At 64.0% G+C, this 24444-nt stretch carries 17 protein-coding genes; 13 read left to right on the top strand and 4 right to left on the bottom strand.

Translation table 11 applies throughout. The features are described 5' to 3' along the window. Window positions 1-3 precede the first annotated feature (3 nt). Both IPP90_01645 and IPP90_01640 read right to left on the bottom strand, forming a co-directional pair. On the bottom strand, window positions 4-1704 hold the full coding sequence (locus IPP90_01645) for a hypothetical protein (GenBank protein ID MBL0169417.1): 1701 nt from the start codon (window positions 1702-1704) through the stop codon (window positions 4-6). Continuing rightward, entirely contained in the window at window positions 1704-2789 is a 1086-nt protein-coding gene (locus IPP90_01640) for an ABC transporter substrate-binding protein (protein ID MBL0169416.1), read from the bottom strand. Before IPP90_01640 ends, IPP90_01645 begins: the two co-directional genes overlap by 1 nt. A 312-nt stretch (window positions 2790-3101) precedes the next feature. On the opposite strand from IPP90_01640, the gene coxB reads away from it, so the two are divergent. The 9 genes from coxB (at window position 3102) to dacB (ending at window position 12466) form a co-directional block, all read left to right on the top strand. Continuing rightward, entirely contained in the window at window positions 3102-4379 is a 1278-nt protein-coding gene (gene coxB, locus IPP90_01635; protein MBL0169415.1) for a cytochrome c oxidase subunit II, read from the top strand. Window positions 4380-4427: 48 nt separating this feature from the next. Next, window positions 4428-6311, top strand: a complete 1884-nt coding sequence (gene ctaD, locus IPP90_01630) for a cytochrome c oxidase subunit I (protein ID MBL0169414.1) — start codon at window positions 4428-4430, stop codon at window positions 6309-6311. 1 nt (window position 6312) lies between these two features. Continuing rightward, complete coding sequence (locus IPP90_01625; GenBank protein ID MBL0169413.1) at window positions 6313-7002, top strand: cytochrome c oxidase subunit 3; 690 nt, start codon at window positions 6313-6315, stop codon at window positions 7000-7002. A gap of 9 nt (window positions 7003-7011) precedes the next feature. Beyond that, window positions 7012-7353, top strand: coding sequence for a cytochrome C oxidase subunit IV family protein (locus tag IPP90_01620; GenBank protein MBL0169412.1), 342 nt, complete (start codon window positions 7012-7014; stop codon window positions 7351-7353). A 126-nt stretch (window positions 7354-7479) separates the two neighbouring features. Next, the gene (locus IPP90_01615; GenBank protein MBL0169411.1) at window positions 7480-8394 is read left to right on the top strand and encodes a cytochrome c oxidase assembly protein; all 915 of its coding nucleotides are present in this window, start codon (window positions 7480-7482) and stop codon (window positions 8392-8394) included. After that, the gene (locus IPP90_01610) at window positions 8391-8912 is read left to right on the top strand and encodes a hypothetical protein (GenBank protein MBL0169410.1); all 522 of its coding nucleotides are present in this window, start codon (window positions 8391-8393) and stop codon (window positions 8910-8912) included. The genes IPP90_01615 and IPP90_01610 overlap by 4 nt, the downstream gene beginning before the upstream one ends. A gap of 99 nt (window positions 8913-9011) precedes the next feature. Further along, window positions 9012-9563: a hypothetical protein gene (locus tag IPP90_01605; protein ID MBL0169409.1), complete on the top strand. Its 552-nt coding sequence runs from the start codon at window positions 9012-9014 to the stop codon at window positions 9561-9563. Further along, a complete protein-coding gene (locus tag IPP90_01600; protein MBL0169408.1) occupies window positions 9560-10753 on the top strand; it encodes a DUF5009 domain-containing protein in 1194 nt (397 codons plus the stop codon). Before IPP90_01605 ends, IPP90_01600 begins: the two co-directional genes overlap by 4 nt. 78 nt (window positions 10754-10831) lie before the next feature. Then, window positions 10832-12466: a D-alanyl-D-alanine carboxypeptidase/D-alanyl-D-alanine-endopeptidase gene (gene dacB / locus IPP90_01595; GenBank protein MBL0169407.1), complete on the top strand. Its 1635-nt coding sequence runs from the start codon at window positions 10832-10834 to the stop codon at window positions 12464-12466. A 66-nt stretch (window positions 12467-12532) separates the two neighbouring features. Here the strand turns inward: dacB and IPP90_01590 are convergent, their stop codons facing one another. Together IPP90_01590 and IPP90_01585 are read right to left on the bottom strand one after the other, a co-directional pair. After that, window positions 12533-15823 (bottom strand): Ig domain-containing protein, encoded by a 3291-nt coding sequence (locus tag IPP90_01590; protein ID MBL0169406.1) that lies wholly within the window; start codon window positions 15821-15823, stop codon window positions 12533-12535. Window positions 15824-15829: 6 nt separating this feature from the next. Further along, window positions 15830-17704, bottom strand: a complete 1875-nt coding sequence (locus tag IPP90_01585; protein MBL0169405.1) for an aspartate ammonia-lyase — start codon at window positions 17702-17704, stop codon at window positions 15830-15832. 116 nt (window positions 17705-17820) lie between these two features. On the opposite strand from IPP90_01585, the gene IPP90_01580 reads away from it, so the two are divergent. From IPP90_01580 to IPP90_01565, 4 genes are all read left to right on the top strand, one after another. Beyond that, entirely contained in the window at window positions 17821-18999 is a 1179-nt protein-coding gene (locus IPP90_01580; protein ID MBL0169404.1) for a N(4)-(beta-N-acetylglucosaminyl)-L-asparaginase, read from the top strand. 224 nt (window positions 19000-19223) lie between these two features. Beyond that, a complete protein-coding gene (locus tag IPP90_01575) occupies window positions 19224-21668 on the top strand; it encodes a leucine--tRNA ligase (GenBank protein MBL0169403.1) in 2445 nt (814 codons plus the stop codon). Next, a complete protein-coding gene (locus IPP90_01570) occupies window positions 21665-22993 on the top strand; it encodes an APC family permease (protein MBL0169402.1) in 1329 nt (442 codons plus the stop codon). The genes IPP90_01575 and IPP90_01570 overlap by 4 nt, the downstream gene beginning before the upstream one ends. Before the next feature lie 62 nt (window positions 22994-23055). Next, window positions 23056-24279 (top strand): PDZ domain-containing protein, encoded by a 1224-nt coding sequence (locus IPP90_01565; protein ID MBL0169401.1) that lies wholly within the window; start codon window positions 23056-23058, stop codon window positions 24277-24279. The last annotated feature ends 165 nt before the right edge of the window (window positions 24280-24444 follow it).

Genomic DNA, 24444 nt, shown 5'->3' with positions numbered 1-24444 from the left:
CAGTCACGTCCTGAACTCGCCGATCAATCCTCGCACCCTCAGTGACGCGGTCTGCAACATTTCGGCGGTCGCGCTGACTTCCTGAGCGGACGCGGAGGTCTGCTCGGTGCTTGCTGCCACTTCTTCGGCGGCGGCGGCGTGACCCTCGGCGGTGTCCCGAACACTGGAGAGCGATTTCTGCACGGCGCCGAGTGACGCGCGATTGGCTTGCACCGCGCCGGACACGCGTGTTGCGGCGCCTTCCACCTGGGATACGGCATCCTCGATGCGCGAGAGGGCCGAGGACACGCTGGCGGCCACTGTTTCGGCGTCCTTGAGTCGGGTAGCGCCGGACTCGACGGCCCCCGACGCGCTGGCAATGCGTGCCCGGATACGCTTCACATTCTCCGTCACTTCGTTGGCGGCATTGGCACTCTGCTCGGCCAGCGTGCGGACCTCCTGCGCAACCACGGCGAAGCCGCGACCCGCGCTGCCGGCACGGGCCGCTTCGATGGCCGCATTGAGGGCCAGCAGATTGGTTTGGGTGGCGATCTCGGAAATCACGCCCACGAAATCGTCGATGACGGCGGTCGCATCCCGCAGTGCGGTCATCTCCGCCCGCGACTCCAGGACCGACTCCCGGGCGCCCAGCAGTGTGTCGATGGCCACCTGTACCTGATCACGCGTCGCATTCGTGGTGGTGCGGATGTCGCGGCCAACGCGTTCAGTTTCCTCGGCGGCCTCGCCGATGGTCGCGCCGCCCTCGGCCAGCACCTTGACGGTGTCGCCCGCGTGGTTGAGCGCTCCGAGTTGCAGCGAGGCTCCGTGTGAAATCTCCATCACGGCTGACGTGACGTGCTGCGAGGAAGCCGCTGCGGCGCTGGCCGACGCGGACAGCTCGCTCGCGGCCAGTGTGACTTGATCGGCCTCGTCGCGCACGCGGGAGAGCAGCAGGCGAAGACGCTCTCGGGCCTGTTGCATGGCGGCGATGAGGTCGGCGTACTCCTGCGCGATTCGACTGCTCATCGGGGCGGCATCAGGGACGCGCAAGTCGCCCGCGCCAATGGCGGCCATCTCGGCCCGCAATTGCGCCAGGGGTTCGGTAACGGCGCGTGCCGTCGAAAGGCCAAAGAACGCCGCGACACCAAACGCGAAGGCAATCAGCAAGGCCAGACTGATTTCGGCGCTGCGCAGCACGCCGTGCAGGCGATCCATCGATTCGTCGGCCCCTCTGCGCGCTTCGGCGCGAAGCGCCTGCAGTTCGGTCTCAATGGACTGGATGTCTTCGGCGGTCTGCTTCAGGACCCGTTGCGCGTCGGCTTCGCGACCGACGACTTGCCAGGCGTGGGTGGTGGCAATGCGCACTTCGAGCGCCGCCTGCACCTGGCCGATGCGCTCGAGGCGCAGCCGTTCCGTCGGACGAAGCAGGTCGCGCTTGATGGCGTCGCGGCGCAACTGATCGGCCTGGTCGACCAGCGTGAAATACAACCGCTGATCGTCGTCATTGCGCGTGTTCAGGTAGCGTAAACCGGCCACCAGCTCCCGCATGATCGTGGCGGTGGCGCGTTCGGTGAAATCCGATCGGTCGGACAGCGAACGCACGGTGTCGTTGGCTTGCGCGTTGCTGCGGGTGAGTCCCCACCACCCAAGCAGACCGGCCAGGAGCAGCAATCCGATGGACGTGCCGAAGCCCGCCACCAATCGGGCGCGAATCGTTCGCAACATCAGCGCCGGCCCGCCGCAGCACCGACGGTGCTGATGACCACCGCGCGCCGTGCGATGTCGTGGTTCTTCTCGAACGCCACGGGACCGGCCACGCCCTCAAGCGCCGGCGATCCCGCAGTCCCCAGCCGCTCCAGCGCACGACGCACGGCGAGTCGCGTGCGGGCGCCCTTGATCACGGACCGCCCGATGGCCAGCGCCGCGTCGTACGACATGGCCGCGAACATGTCCGGCGCCTGTCGATATTTCTCCTGATAGCGCCGGGCGAACGTGCGACCTTCGTCCGACTCGATACGATCCGGGTGGAAGAACGCGACGTAGTGGGCACCCTGGGCCTCGCTGCTGTCCCGCATGCCTTCCGTGCCATCGCCACCGATGAACGTGAGCGAGACGTTGGCGGCGCGCAGCGCTCGCAGCATCGCGACGGCGTCGCCGGCATCACCCGGGAACAACAACACATCGGGCTTGAGTTTGGCCAGCAGTTGGGCGTAGGCATCCCACTCGGTCAGGCCGGTAAGGTACGGATGACGCGCCACGACCACGGCGCCCGCCTTGATGAACGTGTCGGAAAACGTGCTTGACCAGTCGCGGCCATACGAATCGTTCCGATAGATGACGGCCGCGCGCCGAGCACCGAGGGTATCGAGGACCCAGCGCGCCACAAAGCGGGCGGCATCGTCATCGCTGGGGGCGACGCGAAAGAACCAGGGACTGATACCGGACAAGCGTGGCGAGGACGCGGTGGGCGATATGGCGACGACGGCGTTCTTCCCTTCATGCTCGGCGTCCGCATAGACTGGCACTGCCTCGATCGAGTTTTCGCTTTCGGGATGCCCCACCACCCCGATCACCGAGGGGTCGTCACGCAGCTGCTGGGCGACCTGCACGGCACTGGTACTGCCTGAATCGGGCGGACGGAGCCGAAATTTGGCGCCTTTGGTCTCGTTCAATCGATCGACGGCCAGCTGCAGCCCGTGGAGCATGCTCTCGTAGCCGGGATGCCCTGGTATCGCCCCCACGCCGATCGCCAGTGGCCCGGCCGGCGATGCGCCGGGATCAGCCGACCGGCAGCCGGACGCGAGGGTCATGGCTGCGGCGAGCAGCCCGGCGACTTTGGCAAGGTGAGGCGCATGTGTGGGCATACAGGGGGAGGACGATTGCGTCAGTCCGAGGCAATCCCACGCGCGCCAAGGGATTCGATTTTGTCGGCTTTCCGGTCAAAAGCGCCTTGGCAGGTCCACATCCGGAACAAATCTCGAACTCGGCTCCAGTTTGCGGCCGGCATTCCTTGCCAGCCGTGGAAGTGTCGGTTTAGCTTCGCTTTGCTTTCTCAACGACTCCAGTCGAGCCGGGCGCGCGGGCGCGTACGGCCGGGGGTTCTCCACTCTCAAGGAACCGCAATGGTTGGCACGTTCCGCCAGCGGCGGGTGGTCTCTGCCTTGCTGCTGGGCGCACTAGCCCTGGGTCTCGCCGCCTGTGGCGGTGTGTACCCGAATTCGACGTTCAATCACCACACGGAATTCAACACCTCGATCGACGCACTGTGGAACACGCTGTTGGCGTGGGGCACAGGGGTGTTCATCGCGGTGGAGATCGCGCTGGTCTATACGATCTTCCGATTCCGCCGACGTCCAGGTGGCAAGACGCCCGAGCAGGTGCACGGGAATACCGTGCTGGAAATCGCCTGGACGGCGATTCCCGCCGTCATCTTGATCTTCATCGCGATCCCCACGGTTCGCACGATTTTCAAGACGCAGGCGAAGGCCGCTCCGAACGCGCTGCAGGTCCAGGTCATCGGCCATCAGTGGTGGTGGGAGTTCCGGTACCCGGAGTACGGCATCACCACGGCGAACGAGCTGTATCTGCCGACCGGCCGCACGGTGAACTTCGAACTCAAGACGCAGGACGTGCTGCATGCCTTCTGGATCCCGCAGATGGGCGGCAAACGCGACCTGATTTCGAACAAGAGCAACTATTTGTGGTTCACGCCGAACGCGGACCTGCCGTCGTCGGCGTGGAACGGGTTCTGCGCCGAATACTGCGGTTCGTCGCATGCGAACATGAAGTTCCGGGTGTATACCGTGACACCCGACGAATTCGCGAAGTGGACGGCGCATCAGCAGCAGCCAGCCGCCGCAGCACCCGCGCCGGCCGCGCCGGCTGTGGCAAAGACCGCCGCACAGACAGCGGCGAAGCCGGCCGACTCGGCGGCTCAGGCCGTTGTGGCGCCAGTGCAAGTGCCGGTCTGGACGTTCCCGCAGGAGCGTCTGGACGCGGAGTTTGCCGCGACCAAGCCGACGATGCCGATCCCGCCGGGAATGGCCTTCGACGAAAACCTGTTGAGCGCCGGCGATGTGGACCGCGGCCGACAGATCTATTCCCGCTCGGCGTGCATCGGCTGCCATGTCGTCAAGGGCAACCCGATGAGCATGGGTGTCATTGGTCCGAACCTGACCCATGTGGCTACACGGCACACGCTGGCGGGTGGGCTCTATGTCAATGACCAGAAGCACCTCGCGTACTGGATCAAGAACGCGCCGCATCGCAAGCCGGGCAGCATCATGCCGACCATCGGCAAGGGGTTGTACGACCCGGTTCGCAAGAACACGATCACCATCGGCGGTCTGACTGACGCCGAGATCGCCGATGTCGTCGCGTATCTGCAGAGTCTCAAGTAACCGACCGCGCGCCCTCCGTTCACGCATCGCACCGACCTGACGAAACCGATGGCAACCATCGCTGCCGCGCCCCCATACACCGACGTCCACACCGAGCCCGCGAATACGGGTATCTGGAGTTGGCTCACGACGGTGGATCACAAGCGTATCGGGGCGCTCTACCTCGTATCCGCACTCTTCTTCTTCATCGTGGGCGGCCTGGAAGCGGCCGTCATGCGTGCCCAACTGATGCAGCCGAACGGCACGCTGGTATCGGCTGAAACATTCAATCAGTTGTTCACGATGCATGGCACGACGATGGTCTTTCTGGCCATCATGCCGTTGTCGGCCGCCTTCTTCAATTTCCTCATTCCGCTGCAGATTGGCGCGCGCGACGTGGCGTTCCCCCGCCTCAACGCGTTCAGCTACTGGATCTACCTGTTGGGCGGCCTGTTCATCACGTTCCCGATCCTGCTCGGCATCGCACCGAACGGGGGCTGGTTCGGGTATGCGCCGCTGAGCACGAAGATGTACTCGCCCCAGATCAACATGGATTTCTGGGTGCTGGGCCTGCAAATCCTGGGCATTTCCTCGCTGGCCGCCGCGTTCAACTTCATCACCACGATCATCAACATGCGGGCGCCGGGCATGTCGCTCATGCGCATGCCGATCTTCACATGGATGTCGTTCGTGGTGCAGTTCCTGGTGGCGCTGGCGTTCCCGGTCATCACGGTCGCCTTGATCTTCCTCCAGTTCGACCGGTTCTTCGGCACGAACTTCTACACGATCGCCAAGGGCGCCGATCCGCTGTTGTGGCAGCACCTGTTCTGGGTGTTCGGCCACCCCGAGGTGTACATCCTCATCCTGCCGGCGTTCGGGCTGGTGTCGGAAGTGCTCCCCACGTTCTCACGGAAGCCGCTGTTCGGATATCCCGTGATGGTGTACTCGGGCATTCTGATCGGATTCCTCGGGTTCGGCGTCTGGGCGCACCATATGTTCTCGGTGGGCATGGGCCCGATTGCCGACGCGGTGTTCTCGCTGACGACGATGCTGATCGCCATTCCCACGGGCGTGAAGATCTTCAACTGGATTGCCACGATGTGGGGCGGGCAGATCCGTTTCACGGTGGCCATGAAGTTCGCCATCGGGCTCGTCGGCATGTTCACCATCGGCGGCATTTCCGGCGTGATGCACTCGTCGCCGCCCGCTGACCTGCAGCAGACCGACACCTATTTCATCGTCGCGCACTTCCACTATGTGCTGTTCGGCGGTTCGATGTTCGGCCTCTTCGCCGGCTTGTACTACTACTTCCCGAAGTTCACCGGCCGGTTCCTCTCCGAGAAGATCGGCGAGTGGCATTTCTGGCTGACGCTCATCGGCATGAACCTGACGTTCTTCCCGATGCACTTCAGCGGTCTGCTGGGCATGCCGCGTCGGGTGTATCAGTACGACGCCGGGCAGGGACTTGAATTGTTCAATCTGATCTCGACGATCGGGACGGCGGTGCTGATCGTCGGCACCAGTTTCCTGGTGGTGAACCTGTTCAAGAGCTGGCGCAACGGCCAACATGCGTCGTCCAATCCGTGGGGCGCGGCCACACTGGAGTGGTCGATTCCGTCACCGCCGCCGGAGTACAACTTCGCGGAATTGCCGCAGGTCAAGTCGCGTCTCCCGCTGTGGAACGTGAAGGGCGGCGACAAGCTGGTGCATGAAACGACGTACGACGAGGAGAAGGACCGGCATGTCCCCACGGCCAAGGAACTGGGGATAGTCCTGCCCAATCCCAGCATCTGGCCGCTCGTCATGGCCATGGGATTGATGGTGATGTTCAGCGGCCTCCTGTTCATGGATACCAACGCCAAGCTGGCCGTCAGCATCATGCTGGTCGGCGCGCTCTGGTGGATCGGCACTCTCTACAAGTGGCTGCTCACGCCGCTCGAGGATCATCACTAACATGTCCGCCACTTCGGCACCGACCGCCGCCACTGAAACGCATGCCCCCGGCGGCGGCCACTATACGTCGCTTGGCCTCGACAATCGCAAGGTGGCCATTTGGACCTTCATCGGGTCCGAGTGCATGCTCTTTGCCTCGCTCATCTCGACGTACCTGATCTACAAGGGACGCAGTCCGGAAGGACCGTATCCGCACGAAGCATGGACCAACCCGATGACGGGTGAGGTGTTCAAGCCCATTCTGAACATTCCCGTCACCTCGGTGTCCGCCGGCGTGCTGCTGCTGTCGTCGCTGACCATGGTGCTGGCGCTGGCCGCGGTGCAGAACCGCCATGTGCCCAAGCGCACGTCATGGGAGCGGATCCTTGGCTCGTCCAAGATCTGGCTGTGGGGGACGTGCCTGCTGGGCACCGCGTTCCTTGGCCTGCAAGCCTTTGAGTTCACGTCGTTCGTGCATGAAGGCCTGTCGATTCGCACGAACTTGTTCGGTTCAAGCTTCTTCACGCTGACCGGATTCCACGGCGCGCACGTCACGGCCGGTGTGATTTGGCTTTTTTCGCTGTTGGCCATCGACTACAAGCGCGGACTGGAACCCAAGGATTCGCTGATTGTCGACATCGCGGCGTTGTACTGGCATTTCGTCGACGTGGTCTGGATCGCGATCTTCACGCTCGTCTACCTGATCAAGTAAGGATTCGACATGGCTGACCACGCACAAGCCGCGGGCCACGCGCACGACGAGCATCACCCGACCTGGACGACGTACTGGAAGGTGGCGCTCTTTCTCACGATCATCACCGTCGTCGAGGTGTGGGCCTACTATATCCCGTCCCTCGTCGCCAGCGCGTTCTTCGTGCCCGGCCTGTTGATCATGTCGGCCGTGAAGTTCTACACGGTCGTGATGTACTACATGCACCTCAAGTACGACCACAAGATCTTCCGCGCGCTGTTCACAGGCCCGCTGATTGTCGCGGCACTCACCCTGGTCGGGCTGTTGTTCCTGTTCTCCAAGCTGGCCATCAAGATCGGATTGCTGGCGTAAGCCCAGGGTCCGGGTTCCACCGAACGCAGGTTGAACCGCAGGGAACGCGGAGGGCGCAGAGAATCACCACGATTCTCTGCGCCCTCCGCGTTCCCTGCGGTTCAATTGTGAGGTTATCCTTCCTGCATGTTCGCTCTGCTGCTCCATCCGGCCGCCCGGCTGTCCTGGACCCAGTTCACGGTCCATCCAAGCACCGTGATCGGCATCTCCGCACTCGGCCTGCTTTACGCGTGGCGGGCCCGACGCGGACCGTCGTTGTCCGATCGCCATCCCGTCACGGTCACGGCCATTCATCCGGCGCCGCCAGAGGCCGCAGAGGCGTTGGCGGGTCCCCGCGCGGGTCAGCGCGCCAGTTTCTATGTGTCCCTATTGCTGCTGTTCCTGACGCTGAATGGCCCGTTGCACGATCTCAGTGACTACTACCTGTTCAGCGCGCACATGGTGCAGCACCTGATCATGACGCTGATCGTTCCCCCGCTGATGATCCTGGGGACGCCGGGGTGGATGCTGCGTCCGTTGCTGCGCCAGCCCGGGCTCTTTCGGGTCGCGCGGTCCATCACCGGGGTGATCGCCTGTTACGCGATCTTCAATGTCGTGCTGGCGTTCTGGCACCTGCCCCCGATGTACAATCTCGCGCTGCGCTATCATCCGCTGCACATCGTCCAGCACCTGATGTTCCTGGTGGCCGCGGTGCTGATGTGGTGGCCGCTCACGTCGCCGTTGCCGGAATTGCCGCGCGCGTCGTATCCCGCGCAGATGCTCTATTGCTTCCTGATGGCGATCCCGATGTCGGTGATCGCGATCTACATCGTCATGGCGGACGCCACGTTGTATCCGGCGTACGCCACCGCGCCTCGTGTCTGGGGGATCTCGCCAATGACGGATCAGCAGGGCGGCGGGCTGATCATGTGGATTCCCAGCGGCATCTTCTTCTATTCGGTGATGACGGTGGTGTTCTTCAAGTGGGTTGGCCGAGGCGAGGACAATCAGGCGAGCGCACAGGTGGGATGGGTCGCACCCTCGGACGTGAGCGCCACATGAGTCGCGCCCCCAAGAAGGGCAAACGACCGGGCACGGGATCGGCCACCAAGCGGACCGCGACCGCCGTGGAGAAGAAGTTCGGCCCGGCCGCCCGGAAAGCCGCTGAACGCGGCGGGCGCAAGCCCACCACGTGGGCGCAACCCGATCGCGCCGCCTTGCGCGCCGCCGCCGGGACCGATCTGCCGACCGACGACTTGCCATCGGATGACCTCGACATCATGGTCGCGCGATCGCTTGAGGCGTCCGCGTCAGATGTGTTCAGAGCCTTCAACGATCCGACACGTCGCGCGTGGAGTCCGGTGCGGGATTTTGTGGTCCGCACCACCATTGCCCCGCGCCTGCTGCGCATTGGCATGCGCGATGGCACGTTGGTGACGGTCACCATCGCCCGCAAAGGCAATTCGCGATGCGCGGTGACGGTGGAGCACTGCAAATTGCCGGACGAGCTGACGGCCGAGCAGGCGAAGGGCATGTGGCGCGAGGCCCTCGCGCGATTGGCGGACTTGCTGGCGGATTGACGCCAACCTCTCGACAAAGTCGGGATCACCGGTGAAGCTCCAGTACGACATGGTGCCCGGGAATTCGGCACCGTCCGCCCACCCCGCTCCCGTCTCGACATGACCCGTCGCTTTCGCGCGCACTCAGGCGCCCCGATGCCACTCGCCTTGCTGACACTGGCGATCCTGATGGCGTGCGGCGGTGACTCCAAGGGGACGGCAGGTACCGTGGTCGCCGATGCCTCCGCCAAGTCCAAGGCCTGCAATCGCGGTGATACCACGGCGACCTATCTGGCATTCCGCGAGTACATCAAGACGACGGTGCCTACGCCGCAGCGTTTTCTCACGGCTGCGGGCACAGACTCGGCGGCGCCCGACGACGGGTTCCGTGCGATGCAGGACAAGGGCCCCAGCTACTTCTATGGCGGTGACAGTGTCGCCAAGCGAAAGATTCGCGAGAAACTGGCATCCGTCGGACCGTATGCCTCACTGTTGATCGTTCATCGCGGAACGACAACGACCACATCCGGCGATACCGTTACCGTGCACTTGGGCGGGCACTACATCGGCGGCGATCTGGAGGGTAAGACGGCGATGAGCAAGACCATAGTCGTCGTCTGCTCCACAGACGCCTGGAAGGTCGCCAGTGCGTCGGATGAGAAGACGCCATGACATCCCGCGAACGACTCCTCGCGCTGGATGTATTCCGGGGAATGACCGTCGCCGGAATGCTTCTGGTCAACAATCCCGGAACATGGAGTGCCATTTATCCGCCACTTGAGCACGCGCCGTGGAATGGGTGGACACCAACCGATCTGATCTTTCCGTTCTTCCTGTTCATCGTCGGTATCACCACGGAGTTGTCGTTACGCGCCCGACGCGCCCGGGGCGATGACGAGGGCGCGATTCTCAAACAGGTATGGCGCCGCGCCGCCCTGATCTTTCTGTTCGGTCTCACGCTGTCGGCGTTCCCGTTCTTCACGTGGGTGCCTATTCCTGAACTCCCGGATGCCACGCTCCTGGATCGCGTCGTACATCGCCTCGAACACCTGCGTATCCTTGGCGTGTTGCAGCGAATTGCCCTGGCCTATCTCTTCGGCGCCCTGCTGACCATCCGCACCACGTGGCGCCAGCAACTCGGCATCCTCGCATTCTTGCTCTTCGGCTATTGGGCCCTGATGACACTGGTGCCCGTGCCCGACACCGGCGTCGCCGGTCGGTTCGTGCTTGACAAGCCGGAGCAGCTGTTGAGTGCGTGGCTCGATCGCACGGTCCTGGGGGTCAACCATCTGTGGTCGGGTTCGAAGACATGGGACCCCGAGGGGTTGCTCAGCACAATGCCGGCCATCGGCACCGTGATTCTGGGCACATTTGCCGGCCGATGGATCAGTGAGCAGCGTCGTTCGCTGGTGGAGCGTCTGGCGGCGCTCTTTGCCGTGGGTGCCCTGCTGATGATGGCCGGACTGGTGTGGAATTGGTCGTTCCCGATCAACAAGAGCATCTGGACCAGTTCCTACGTGCTGTTCACCGCCGGAATGGGCGCGGTGTCGCTGGCCACCTGCCTCTGGGTGATCGATGTCCTGCAGTTGCGACGCTGGACATTTCCGTTCGTCATATACGGGATGAATCCGATGCTGGCGTTCCTCGGATCCGGGCTCATGGCGCGCTTGATGGTCTCCGTGCTGACGATGGATGCCGGAAACGGAACCCGCATCTCCATTCAGGGTCTGCTGTTCAATAGGTTGTACGCGTCGTGGCTCCCGCCACGCGAGGCATCGTTCGCCTACGCGCTGAGTTTTGTGGCCGTGTGGTTCCTGATTCTCTGGGCGGCGTGGAAGCGGGGGTTCGTCCTGAAGGTTTGAGGCAACTGCCGAACCGCGATGCCGCGTTCGGATTGACTTCGCGATCACGCCATCACGGTTTCTTACTTCGGCTTCTCCGTGTCCTCACCTCGTCGCATGCTTTGTTGTCGCGCCATCGGTGTGCTGGCGGCATTCGCCGCACTGTCGGCCGTCCCCGCGCGCGCGGCGACGACCGTGGCGTCAGACACGGGTTGGGACACTCCTCTGGCCACGGCGACGCAGGCCAAGCAGAAAAAGCGGCAACCGAAGCGAGCCACCTCGCGCAGCACAAGGACGGCATCGAAGCGACCCGCGCGCGCACCGGTCATTCCGGCACTGCACTTCACCACGCCCCGCGACGCCACGGCGCTGAACAACGACCTGCGGGTGCTGCTGGACGGGCGCACGCGAACCGGGACGTGGGGGGCGATGGTCATCAGTCTGACGCGTGGCGATACGCTGTTCGCGCGGAATGCCGACACCCGACTCGTGCCGGCGTCGACGATGAAGCTATTCACATCTGCCATCGTATTTGATCGACTGGGACCCGAGCATGCGTTTTCCACGGACGTGCTGCGCGATGGGCCGCTTGACGTCGGCGGCGTCGTGCGCGGGGATCTCATCCTGCGGGGCGACGGGGATCCATCCCTGTCACCGCGTTTCGTACGCGGTGGCCCGGACGCCGCCATGACCATGCTCGCGCAGTTCGCGGCCGGTGCGGGGATCAAGCGTATCACCGGCGACCTCATCGCCGATGCGTCCGCCTTCGAGTCACGACGCATTCCCGATGGATGGCTGTCCCGGTATGCGGGGTCGGCCTATGCCGCGCCGTTCTCGGCGCTGTCGCTCAACGAGAACATCGTCGTGGTGGGTGTGACACCAAATGCAGCGGGTGGTGGTGTGACGGTGCTCCTCGAGCCGCTCACGCGGGGGCTGACCGTGAGCAGTACAGCCCGCACGGTTCCCGGGAGCTCGGCTCGCCTGAGCATCCGGCGCCTTGGCGATGATCGGGTGATGGTCTCCGGGACGATTGGCGCGCGCGGGGGCACGCGGCGCTACCAGTTGGTCGTCGGTGACCCTGCGACATTCACCGCCGGCGCCTTTCGCGCCGCGCTGGAAGCGCAGGGCATTGTCATCGACGGCGACATCAAGGTGGGTCGTACGCCACCCACGGCAACGGTGGTCACCAGCCTCCCATCGCCGTCGTTGGCGCGCCTGGTGTCGACGATGAATCGCGAAAGCATCAACCACTATGCAGAGCTGCTGTGGCGCGACGCCGCCCGAGGCGCCGATCGCAGCATCGTGGGATCAGCCGAAAACGCCAACTCCACGTTGCAGGATTTTCTGGTGCACAAAGTCGGTGCGGCATCCGATGCGGTGACCGCCACAGACGGCAGCGGGCTCTCGGTCCTCGACCGCGTGACGCCGCGCGCCATGGTGCAGCTGCTGGCGCACGCCCACAAAGCACCATGGGCCAGCGCGTTCCATGCCTCGCTGCCAGTGGCCGGAGAATCGGAGCTGTTACGGCATCGGATGCGCACCACGCCAGCGCAGGGCAACCTGCACGCGAAGACGGGAACGACCAATGACGTGATCGGACTGTCAGGCTACGTCACGGCCGAAAACGGCGAGATTCTGGCGTTTGCCTTTCTCTACAACGGCAAAGACCGCTGGCACGCCCGCGAGTCGATTGATGCGATGGGGCCAACGATGGCGGCGTTTTGGAGGGACTAAGAACCGAGTACTTGGTACTTGGTACTTGGTACTTAGTACTTAGTACTCGGTACTGAGTACTTAGTACTACTTACGCCTCCTCGAGTTTGTGCGGGACGCGGCGGACATCGTGGCCAAGGCCATCCGGTTCTTACGCGCAGCACCACGTGCGGCGGCCCCACTGGCCTTCGGGTCCAGGCGCGCCGCCAACGACGGCTGGAGCGAGCCGTGGAGCGCAGGTCGTCGCACGGCAGACGCCGTGAATGCAGACGCCGGTGTACCGGCCACGATGGTCGTGTTGTACCCCACCGCGAATGCACCGCCGCTGGCATCGGGCGCGCCCGACATCGCCCAGAGCAGATCTGGTGTTCCCGTCGCCATGCTCTGCCAAGTGACGCCGTTGTATCGCAGAATCGTTCCCGCGTCGCCGGTCGCGTACAGATCGAACACACTGGGCCCCCACACGGAGGTCAGCGCCTTGGCCGGTCCGATCGAGTAGGGTGACCACGTGGTGCCGTTGTAGCCGAAGGCCGAGCCCAGCAGGCCGTCCGCATCGGCGCCAACAGACACGATATTTGTTCCGCCGCTCATCCAGATGCCGAATAGTGTCGTGACGGCATCAGGCGCGGTCATGGCGGTCCAGTTGATGCCGTTGAAACGCATCACCAGTCCGCCTGTCCCCGTGGCATAGGCTTCGCTCGCCGAGACGCCGTACACCGAGAGGAGGGTCGCACCGCCAGGCGCCGTGGCCTGCAGGGTCCAGAGGGTGCCGTTGAATCGCAGGATCTCGCCGATATCCGTCACGGCAAACACGTTGGTGGCGCTGCTGCCCCAGATCGCGAAGATACGCGCGGTGGATGGGATGCTCATCGGGACCCAGACGGATCCGTTCCAGCGAAGCATCGTTCCGTTGTCACCGCCGGCAAATGCGTCGCTGGCTGACGGGGCCCACACCGAATACAGATTGGCGAGCGATGGTGACGGCTGACGCGTCCAGGCGCTGCCGTTCCACCGATAGATGAATCCGTATTCGCCGACGGCCCACGCATTGTTGGCGGCGGTGGTCCAGACGTCGAGCAAGTCCGGCGCGAAATTCATCGTGGTCCACGTCGCGCCCGTGATGCGCTGAATGGACCCGCGTTGACCGACCGTCCAGGTCGTGCCCACCGGATCGACGGAAATGCCGAACACGGACACGGGGTAGTCCGCCGACGACGAGGTCAACGTGATGCCATCGACTTGATAGACGCCGTTCTGCCCACCGACGTACATGCGGCCGCCGTTGGCATCGGTGCCGCTGACGGAATAGAAGTCGTCGAGGATCCCATTGCTGTCGATCAAGCTCCAATCCAGGCCATCGAACCGCAGAATCCCGCCGAACTTGCCCACCGCGGTGACGATGCCGCTGGGAAGCCCCGAGACCGCATACAGGTCGTCGCTGAACGGAACGGTCTGACGCTGCACCGTGGTGCCGTTGTACTTCAGCACTTCGCCGGCATTGCCGACCATAATGGTGCTGCTGCCGACCGACCAGACGCCGTTCAATTGCTGCGTCGATCCGGTGGTGAGGGCGCTCCATGCGGTACCGTTCCAGCGCAACGCGGTGCCGTTGTCACCAACGGCGGTGGCCTTCGTACCGCTCTCGACCCACACGGAACGCAACGTGCGCGTGGAACCAGACGTCACGGCAGCCCACGCGGTGCCGTTCCATCGGACGATCACACCATTCGTACCCACGGCGATCGCGTTGTCGCTGGCACTGCCGTGGACGGACAGGAAACGTGTCCCGAACGTGCTGCCACTCGCACTGAGCGACCACGTCGTCCCGTTGTACCCGTAGATGTCACCGCCGCTGGCACCGCCGTTGATGGAGTTGATGGCGAACGCGGAGACGGGACCGAAGGCCGCGACCGACACGAGGTCGTCGTACAGCAGACCATTGAGGCGCGACGAGGCCCAGGACGCGGCCAATCGCGGCACCACGGTCACCGTCACCGTGTCCTTCTTGGTGTTGTCGGCCTGCGACGTCGCGGTGATCAGCGTTGAACCGGCCGCAATGGCACTGACCAGGCCAGCCTGCGTCACGGTGGCAACCGATGCCGTCGATGAACTCCAGGTGACGGCGGTGGAAATGCCCGGGTCGGCGCTGACCGCGGCGTTCAGCGTGATGCTCGTGCCTGGATTGAGGCCCACCACGCGTTGGGCAATCGTGACGGCAATCGGTCGCGGCGCCACGGTGATGGCGGCTACTCCTGATTTCGTCGCGTCAACGGTGGAGGTCGCGGTGATGGTTGTCGAACCAAGTGACACAGCAGTCACCAGGCCGGACGCATTGACGGTCGCCACCGAGGTATTCGCCGAGCTCCAGTTGACCGTGGTGGCCAACGTGCCTTCCGCCGTGACCGTGCTGGCGAGCTGCTGGGTGCCGTTGATGAACAGCGATGCCGTGGCGGGCGAGACGGTGACGCTGCGAATGACCGGGACGACATTGATGATGGCCGTGCCCTTGAGCGTGGTATCCGCAAGGGCGACGGCCGTAATCGTCGTGGTGCCGAACGCCACGCCGCGAACCACACCCGTGGCACTCACTGTTGCCACCGCGGGCGCACTGGTGCGCCACGTCACGGCCGTGCTGAGACCGGCCTCGATGATCACGGTGGCGACGAGCGTGCGATTCTCACTCGTCGCGATATTGGCCGTGCCGGGGGACACGACCACGCCGCGTGAAGGCGTGACGGTGATGTTACCGCTGGCGGAGAAGCGCGGGTCGGCGACAGATGTTGCTCGTATCACCGTGCTGCCGGCACTCACGCCCGTGACCAGGCCGGTCGCCGATACCGTCGCCACGGTGGCGTTCTCTGTGGCCCAGGTGACCGCCGTGGAGACGCCGGGATCGGCATCGAATGTGGCGGAAAACGGTTGCGTGTCACCGGTGCGAATGGAGGCATTGCTGGGACTCACCTGAATCGCCCGCACACCGAGCACCTGCACCGGGATATCCGCCCCGATGGTGCCCACGCGCGCCCGGATGACCGTGGCGCCAGGACCGCGTGCGGTGATCGTCGCGGAATTTCCGGACGACGCCACCGAGGCAATGGCGGTGTTGTCCGAACTCCAGACAATCGTAGCCGACGTAACCGCAGTGCCATTGGCATCCTTCGCGGTCCCGATCACTTCCTGCGTCCCGCCGATCGATGTCAACGTCACGTTGCCGACGGACACGGACACCCGAGTTACCGGTCCGGGGCCTGCGGTCGTGTCGCCTCCGCCACCGCAGGCGGCGAGCATGCCGAGCACCGCCAGGTAGCGGACGGACTGGCGCCACGGCAAACGCTGGAGGGTGCGCGGACGGAAGGCAGCGAAGGAGGCAGAAGACATCACAGGTCAGCTCACGGTGCGCGGCGCAGTCATGGCCGCTGGGTTGAGGATCTCGTCGAGCTGTACCCGGGTGAGCACGCCGCGTTCGAGAACCACATCGAAGACGCCACGACCGCTCTCAAGCGCGGTCTTCGCGATCTCGGTTGCCATCTCATATCCGATGACGGGCACAAGGGCCGTCACGATACCGATGGACTGCTCCACAAACGTGCGCATCCGGTCGGCATTTGCCGTGATTCCGGTCACGCATCGCTCACGCAACACCAGGCAGGCCGCTCGCAGCATGTCGATGCTGCGGAGCAGGCGGTACGCGATCACCGGCTCGAACGCGTTCAACTGCAACTGACCGGCCTCGGCGGCCATCGTGATCGTCACGTCGCCGCCAATGACATCGAAGCACACCTGATTCACCACTTCGGGGATGACCGGATTGACCTTGCCGGGCATGATGGACGAACCCGGTTGCATCGGCGGGAGATTGATCTCGCCGAACCCCGCGCGTGGGCCGGACGACAGCAGGCGCAGGTCATTGCAGATCTTGGAGAGTTTGGTGGAGGTACGCTTCAAGACGCCGGACATCTGTACAAAGGCGCCGGTGTCACTGGTCGCCTCGATGAGATCCGGCGCGGTCACCACGGGTACCCCGGAGATCTCCGCGAGTTTGCGCGCGGCCAGCTCGGTATATCCAGGAGGGGCGTTGATGCCGGTGCCGATTGCCGTGGCCCCGAGGTTGATCTCGCGAATCAGCAATTGCGCTTCCGCCAGTCGATCGACGTCCTCCTGCAACGTGTGCGCAAACGCATGAAACTCCTGGCCGAGGGTCATCGGAACCGCATCCTGCATTTGCGTCCGTCCCATCTTGAGCATCGAGGCGAACTCGCTGCCTTTGTGCTCGAACGCATCGGCGAGTCGCGCCAGTTCGTCGCGAAAGACGCTGAGACTCTTATGCAGCGCGATGCGGACGGCGGTCGGGTAGACGTCATTCGTGGATTGGCTCAGGTTGACGTGACTGTTGGGTGAGATCACGTCGTACTGGCCACGCGGCTGGTTGAGGAGTTCGAGCGCGCGATTGGCGATCACCTCGTTGGCGTTCATGTTCGTCGAGGTGCCGGCACCGCCCTGGATCACGTCCACCAAAAAGTGCTCATGGTGACGACCCGCGCGGATTTCACGCGCGGCGCGGATGATCACATCGGCCTCCTTCGTTCCCAGCAGGCCGAGCGCGAGATTGGTCTCCGTCGCGGCCTCCTTGACCGCGGCCAGCGACTCGATGAGCACCGGGAACTCGCGCAGCGGGATGCCCGTGATAGGGAAATTCTCGAGCGCCCGCAACGTCTGCACGCCATACAGGGCTTCGAACGGCACTTCGCGCTCGCCCAGCAGGTCGCGCTCAGTGCGTGTCCGATGACCCCCGAACCCCAGGGAGCGACCGCGGCCAACGAGCGTGGCGTCGGCTCGGCGCAGTCGCGCGGAAATCGAGCGGGCGGCCTTCGCGACCAGCGCCGCGTACAGCTGCGGCGCTTCGCGTGTGATATCGTCGAGATGTTGGCGCGTCAGCAGCATGGCTGTTCCAGGCATGATCACCCGGGCCGTGGTGCCGTGCGTGGTGTCATCCAACAGCAGCCCTTCGCCAACGGCATCGCCAGCGCCAAGCGTCACCAGCCGCGTGGTGCGGCCGTCCGCCGACTTCTCAATGGCGACGGCGCCGCTGATCAGGATGGCCAACCGATGCCGCTCGTCGCCTTCCTGGAAGATGGTCGCGTCGAGCACGAGTTCATGCGGCGTGACATGTCGCGACAGCTTCCAGAGATGGGCATCAGTGAGGCCGTCGAGAAACGACGAGGAACGAAGCCAGTCGGCGATTTCGGCCGGAGTGGTCATGGAGAGGCTTGGGATGGAACGAAGTCGCACGTCGGTCGACCGACCCTGAATAATGCGCTACTGGGCCTGTGGCGTGACGCGTAGGGAGGAGCGCGAACGGGTTGGATGCCAGCCAGATGACGATTCAGCCGGCGGTGCAGGCACATTCTGACTCCGTGACAGCTGGCCTCGCTACCGGCAGTTTCCCGTGGTATCGTCGCAGGACGGTCTTTCCCTCAACACGCCCGCGAACCGGAGCCCGATCCGTGTCAGTTTCCCGCCGAGAATTCCTCGAACAGTCCGCCGCCCTCACCGCCGCTGGTTTCCTGCCGCGGGTCCTCACGCCGGACGAACTCGTCGCCGCCGGCCGGCGCTCGGCGGCGGCCACCACCTTCCGGGGCCGACCGGTGGTGATTTCGTCGGCCAACGGCATCCGCGGGGTGAAGGTGGCGTACGACCAGATCGTCAAAGGCGACGACCCGCTGGACGCGATCATTGCCGGCGTGAATATCCAGGAACTGGACCCGAACGATCAGAGTGTCGGGTTGGGCGGACTCCCCAACGAAGAAGGGGTGGTCCAGCTGGATGCATCCTGCATGCACGGGCCAACGAAACGGGCCGGTTCGGTCTCCGCGATCGAGGACATCGCCACTCCCTCGCTGGTGGCAAAGGCGGTGATGGACTACACGGATCATGTCATGCTGGTGGGGCCCGGGGCGAGGAAGTTTGCCCTGGCCATGGGATTCAAGCCGCAGAACCTGCTGACGGAGAAATCCCGTCAGGATTGGATGCGGTGGAAATCGCGATTGAATGCCAACGACGCCTGGTTGGACCATGATGATGACATCAAGGTCAAGTTCACCACCGGCACCATCAACATGAACGCGGTGACGGTACGCGGCGACATCGCCTCGGTGACCACCACCAGCGGGATGGCCTGGAAGGTGCCCGGGCGCATTGGAGACTCACCGATTATCGGGGCTGGCCAGTACTGCGACAATGAGGTTGGCGCAGCAGGCAGTACGGGACGTGGCGAAGCGAACATCAAGTCGTGCGCGTCATTTCTGGCCGTGGAGTTCATGCGACAAGGTCTGGCTCCCGAGGCCGCGCTGCTGAAGGTCCTTGAGCGCGTGGTGGCGATGACCGAAAAGCGCCTGCTGGATGCCAGCGGGAAACCGAAATTTGACCTGGAATTCTACGCAGTGGCCAAGGACGGGCGCTATGCTGGCGCGACGCTGTACTCTGGCGGGCGATTTGCCGTGTGCGATGAGAAGGGTGCTCGGCTGGAACCAGCGGCGTTCTTGTTCAAGCGATGACAGGAGGAAAACGGAGAGGGCGCGAATCGCTCCGCGCCCTCTCGCTTCAACGTCTCTTTCGTTGCCGCATTCCGTGCCCTGTTCCCGGTATGACCTCGCTCCGCTCAACCGCAGGACACAATAACCGACGAAGCGTCTCGGGCCTTCACTGAATCCCCGCCGCTTGTATCGTTTCATCGCAGGTGCAGCTAACTCCAATGACTGTAGCCGGTTACCTTTGTCGAATGCCCGAATTGACCGAACCAACCGAACCCAAGACCTACGACCCGCGCGCCGTTGAAGCCCACTGGCAAAGCGTGTGGGCTGACCGCGGTACCAACCACGTAGATCTCGACGGCGCCTCGAATCCGTTCTACGCGCTGATGATGTTCCCGTACCCGTCAGCGGAAGGCCTCCACGTCGGCAACCTGTTCGCCTTCACTGGCAGCGATATCTCTGCGCGGTTCCATCGCTTGATGGGTCATCAGGTCTTTCAGCCACTCGGTTACGACGCGTTCGGCATCCACTCGGAGAACTACGCGCTGAAAATCGGCGCGCACCCCATGGAGCTGACGCCCAGGAACGTCGCCAATTTCCAGCGGCAGCTTGAGCGCGCCGGGCTGATGGTCGACTGGCGCAGCAAGGTCGACACCTCGCGCCCGGACTACTACAAGTGGACGCAGTGGGTCTTCCTGCAACTCCATCAGCAGGGGTTGGCGTACAAGAAAGCCGCCGCCGTCAACTGGTGTCCCACCGACAAGACCGTGCTGGCCAACGAACAGGTGGAGAATGGCCTGTGCGAACGGTGCGGTACCGCGGTTGAGCAGCGGGTGCTGGAGCAGTGGTTCTTCCGCATTTCCCAGTTCGCCGAACGGTTGCTGAACAATCTTGACACGCTTGACTGGTCGTCCATTACCAAGCAGGCGCAACGCAATTGGATTGGTCGTTCCGAAGGCGCCGAGCTTACGTTTGGTGTGGCGGGCACGGACGACACGGTGCGCGTGTTCACCACGCGCGCCGACACGATCTACGGCGCGACATATTTGGTGTTGGCGCCGGAGCATCCGCTGGTCGCCGCCGTGACCAGCGAGGCGCAACGCCCCGCGATCCAGGCCTATCAGGATGCCACGCGAAAGCAGGATCTCATTGCGCGGAAAAGTTCGCGCGAGAAGACGGGTGTGTTCACCGGCGCGTGCGCGGTCAATCCGGCAACCGGTGCGAATATTCCCATCTGGATTGCCGACTATGTACTGATGGAGTATGGCACCGGCGCGATCATGGCGGTGCCCGGACACGACGAACGCGATTTTGAATTCGCGAACGTGTTTGCGCTGCCCATCGTTCGCGTCGTGGCTGGACCCGGCGAGGATGCCTCGACGCCGTTGGGAGACACCGCTGACACGGATGACGCCGGCGGCCACCTCGTCAACTCGGGAGCCTTTGACGGCCTTTCCGTCGCCGACGCCAAGATGCGCGTCACCGCGTGGCTGGCCGAGCGCGGCTCGGCGAAGGCAGTGGTGAACTTTCGCCTGCACGATTGGTGTATTTCGCGTCAACGCTATTGGGGACCGCCCATCCCGATCATCTACTGCGATCACTGCGGTACCGTGCCGGTGCCGGAATCGCAGTTGCCGGTGGAGTTGCCGTTCATTCCCGATTTCAAGCCGGATGACTCGGGCATCTCGCCGTTGGCGCGTCACGAGGAATGGTACCGGGTGCCGTGTCCCACGTGCGGCACCATGGCGCGCCGTGAAACCGACGTGTCCGATACGTTCCTCGACAGCGCCTGGTACTTTCTGCGCTATCCCAGCGCGACCCGAAGCGACGTCCCCTTCGATGCGGCGCGCACGAAGGCGTGGTTGCCGGTGGATTCCTACATCGGCGGCAACGAACACGCCGTGCTGCACCTCTTGTACTCGCGCTTCATCACGATGGTGTTGAAGGATGCCGGGCATATCGACTTCGAAGAGCCGTTCACGCGATTCCGCGCGCATGGCATGATCATTCGCGAGGGTGCGAAGATGTCGAAGTCAAAGGGGAACGTCATCAACCCCGACGTCTACATGGAGGAGTGGGGCGCCGACGCATTCCGGATGTACCTCATGTTCCTCGGTCCGTACGAGGAAGGCGGGGACTTCCGCGACCAGGGGATCAGCGGCGTCAGGCGATTCCTCGACCGACTCTGGTCGTCGGTGCGCGATGCGACATCAACTGGTGCACCCGACGCGACCGTGATGCGTCAGCTGCATCGCACCATCAAGAAGGTCGGCGACGACACGGCCAACCTTGCCTACAACACCGCGATTGCCGCGATGATGGAGTACATCAACCACGTGCGGCGTGGTGATCGGGTGCCGCACCGCGCCGAGGTGTTGCCGCTGGTGCAACTGGCCGCGGCGTTCGCCCCGCATTTGGCGGAGGAATGCTGGGCGACACTGGGGCACTCGACCAGCGTGTTCGACGGCGGGTGGCCCACGTTCGACGCCGCCATGCTGATTGATGACGAAGTCGATCTGGTGGTGCAGGTCAACGGCAAGGTCCGCGGCAAGGTGCGGGTCGCTCTCGATATCACCCAGGACGCGGCGCTTGCGCAGGCTCGTGCCGATGCGAATATCGCCAAGTTCATCGTCGGCGAGATCAACAAGGTGATCTTCGTGCCCAGGCGATTGCTCAACATCGTGGTGGGGTGAGCAGCGACCGGAGTCTCCGTCGAGCGCTGGGCACGGTGTCGCTGGCCGCCGTGATGTTCTTCAATGTTTCCGGCGGCGCGTTTACGATGGAAGGGCTGGTGGCCTCGGTGGGCCCTGGCATGTCGTTGCTGTTGCTGGTGCTGGTGCCCGTGCTTTGGAGCATTCCGGAGACGCTGCTGGTCGCCGAACTGGCCAGCATGCTGCCGGAAGAGGGCGGCTACTATCGGTGGGTGCATCGTGCGTTCGGGCCGTTCTGGGCGTTCCAGAACGGGTGGATCACGTGGTGCTATTCGCTGGTCGATATGGCCATCTATCCCGTCCTGTTCAATCAATATCTGGCGTTCTTCTTCCCGGGATTGGCCGCCAGCACGCAATGGATGATTTCGTTGGTGATGATCTGGGGTGCCACGTTCATCAACCTGCGCGGAGCCCTGCGTGTCGGGCAGGTGTCGGTGTTTGCGGCGGTGCTGGTGCTGGGCACCTTCCTGGCCATCACCATCTCGGCGTTGCCGCACATGACACATGTGCCGTGGGCGCCGTTCACGCGCAGTGGCGAAACGCCATGGACGGCAATGGGTGTCGGGCTCTCGACCGTGCTGTGGAACTACATCGGCTGGGACAATGCCAGCACGGTTGGTGAAGAGATCCGCGAGGCATCGAGCACCTATCCCCGGGCGCTGGCGATCACGCTGATGGTGGTGACGTGCGCCTACGTGTTGCCGTTGTCGGCCACGTTGGCGGCCACCGACTGGACCACCTGGCGCGACGGCGGCTGGCCCGCGATCGCGCGCGCCAGCGGCGGAGCCGCCGGGCCGTTGCTGGCAATGCTTGTGGCGGCGGCGGGTCTGGTCAGCGCTTTGGCCCTGTTCAATGCGTTGCTCATGGCGTATTCGCGCATTCCGCTGGCGATGGCCCGTGACGGACTGCTGCCGGCGGGTATTGCGGCGCTCGACAAGCGCGCCAATCCCTCGCGCGCCGTGCTGGTCTCCGCCGTGTGCTACTCGATCTTCGCCCTGTTGCCATTCGGCCAACTGGTCGTGGCCGACGTGCTGCTCTACTCGCTGGCGCTGGCCCTCGAGTACGGCGCGCTGATTCGCTTGCGCATCCGCCAGCCCGAATTGCGTGGCGCGTTTCGGGTGCCGGTGGGCATGACCGGTATCTGGATTCTCGTGGCGATTCCCAGTGTGATTCTGCTGATCACCGTGGGACTCAGTTTCGCGGACGGCGAATACGGCATGCCGGCAGTGCTCGGCGCTCTCGGTGCGACCGCCCTTGGTCCGCTGTTCTATCGATTGGGGAACGTGGGACGAGTGGAGCGGGACTGATGGTGGCACGCGGGAGGCGTGAGACCGGGTGAGTAAACCTCTGGACGCGCTGGCCGTGTCGCATGACCGTCCCACTCCAACACGAGACGATCATGACACCCATCATTGCCCGCGCCGCACTCTTCGCGACGGCGCTCTCCGCCACATCGCTGCACACCCTGAACGCACAGGATTCGAAACCACAAGAACGCGTCCGTAGTCAGGTGCAGATTCGCACGGCACCCGATCTGTCGCTCCTCTGGAGTCGGGCCGCCGATCGCGCGGTACTTGGCGTGACGTTGGGCAGTCACCCGGATACTTCGGGTGTCCGAATCGATGACGTCGATGCCACTGGCCCTGCCGCGAAAGCCGGCCTGAAGACGGGCGATGTGATTACCGAGATCAATGGCATCAGCCTTCGAGTCAGTGCGGCGGACGCGGCAGACATGGCGCTGGCAGGCATCGCGCAGCGCCGCCTGCAACGCACCATGGCAAAGGCCAAACCGGGTGATGATGTCGATCTTCGCGTGCGCAGCAATGGCACCACGCGCTCGTTGAAGATCAAGACGGTCTCGGCGGCCGACCTCGATGGCGGCGGCGAACGGCGCGTCTCCTCGGTGCGATCGAACGAAGGCGATCAGCAGGGTGCGATCGGCGTATCCATCGGCGGATCGGGCAATGTACGAGACACGCTTGGACTGTTCATCTCCTCGGTGGTGGTCGGCGGTCCCGCGGAAAAAGGCGGCATCATCGAAGGCGAGCGGGTTGCCGCCGTAAACGGCGTGGATGTGCGGGTCCCCAAGGAGGACATTGAGGACATGTCGGCGATGTCGGCGCGGGTCAACCGATTCGTTCGGGAGGTGCAGAAGGTCACGCCGGGCGGCGCGATCAGCCTCCGGGTGTACGGGAACGGTCGATATCGCGACGTAACGCTGAAAGCGGTCAAAACGTCCGAACTCCCGAATGCCGGATGGCAGATGTCGGTCGGTGACGGCGGCGTACGGATCATGCGCGGCGGATCGTTGATGCCACCCATGATTGAACGACTGCCTCAACTGCGAGCCCTCCCGCCCGGGGCCGTGTCGCCTCGGCCGCCGCAAGGTCGGCTGCGGATCAATGGCGAGGATTTCGACCTGAACAGCGAGGCGTTCGAGGGGGCGCGGGAGCGCCTTCGCGTCCGGTTGGAAGATCTGGGACGTGACCTCGGACGGGACCTGAGAATCGAGCTCCGCGATGCGCCGAAAGTGAGGACAGGCCCGGTGCTGCGGATGCAAACAGCTCCCAAGCGTGGGCTTACGAGCCTTTAGCCCCCCACCATTCGTCTCCGGTCTCCCGTCTCCCGTCTCCCGTCTTAGACCCCCAACGCAATTCGCTCCGGCGGCGTTATCTTGGCGAGCGTCCTTGTGACGCGTCCCTTGGTGCGCCGCCTGGTCGTTGGAGAGAGGCCAGCAGCTGCGCGCCTTCGTATTCCG

This window comes from Gemmatimonadaceae bacterium, from assembly GCA_016720905.1.
Taxonomy (GTDB): domain Bacteria; phylum Gemmatimonadota; class Gemmatimonadetes; order Gemmatimonadales; family Gemmatimonadaceae; genus Gemmatimonas.
Note: the sequence above shows the minus strand (reverse complement) of the source record. Positions and strands in the feature narration are given on the sequence as shown.

What these genes read in the sequence shown, in the direction of transcription:
- IPP90_01605 (MBL0169409.1), top strand. Translation starts at nt 9,012, where the DNA reads ATGACCCGTCGCTTTCGCGCGCACTCAGGCGCCCCGATGCCACTCGCC.
- IPP90_01600 (MBL0169408.1), top strand. Translation starts at nt 9,560, where the DNA reads ATGACATCCCGCGAACGACTCCTCGCGCTGGATGTATTCCGGGGAATG.
- IPP90_01590 (MBL0169406.1), bottom strand. Translation starts at nt 15,823, where the DNA reads ATGTCTTCTGCCTCCTTCGCTGCCTTCCGTCCGCGCACCCTCCAGCGT.
- IPP90_01615 (MBL0169411.1), top strand. Translation starts at nt 7,480, where the DNA reads ATGTTCGCTCTGCTGCTCCATCCGGCCGCCCGGCTGTCCTGGACCCAG.
- coxB (MBL0169415.1), top strand. Translation starts at nt 3,102, where the DNA reads ATGGTTGGCACGTTCCGCCAGCGGCGGGTGGTCTCTGCCTTGCTGCTG.
- IPP90_01645 (MBL0169417.1), bottom strand. Translation starts at nt 1,704, where the DNA reads ATGTTGCGAACGATTCGCGCCCGATTGGTGGCGGGCTTCGGCACGTCC.
- IPP90_01640 (MBL0169416.1), bottom strand. Translation starts at nt 2,789, where the DNA reads ATGACCCTCGCGTCCGGCTGCCGGTCGGCTGATCCCGGCGCATCGCCG.
- IPP90_01625 (MBL0169413.1), top strand. Translation starts at nt 6,313, where the DNA reads ATGTCCGCCACTTCGGCACCGACCGCCGCCACTGAAACGCATGCCCCC.
- IPP90_01620 (MBL0169412.1), top strand. Translation starts at nt 7,012, where the DNA reads ATGGCTGACCACGCACAAGCCGCGGGCCACGCGCACGACGAGCATCAC.
- IPP90_01610 (MBL0169410.1), top strand. Translation starts at nt 8,391, where the DNA reads ATGAGTCGCGCCCCCAAGAAGGGCAAACGACCGGGCACGGGATCGGCC.
- IPP90_01585 (MBL0169405.1), bottom strand. Translation starts at nt 17,704, where the DNA reads ATGACCACTCCGGCCGAAATCGCCGACTGGCTTCGTTCCTCGTCGTTT.
- IPP90_01565 (MBL0169401.1), top strand. Translation starts at nt 23,056, where the DNA reads ATGACCGTCCCACTCCAACACGAGACGATCATGACACCCATCATTGCC.
- IPP90_01580 (MBL0169404.1), top strand. Translation starts at nt 17,821, where the DNA reads ATGACGATTCAGCCGGCGGTGCAGGCACATTCTGACTCCGTGACAGCT.
- IPP90_01575 (MBL0169403.1), top strand. Translation starts at nt 19,224, where the DNA reads ATGCCCGAATTGACCGAACCAACCGAACCCAAGACCTACGACCCGCGC.
- ctaD (MBL0169414.1), top strand. Translation starts at nt 4,428, where the DNA reads ATGGCAACCATCGCTGCCGCGCCCCCATACACCGACGTCCACACCGAG.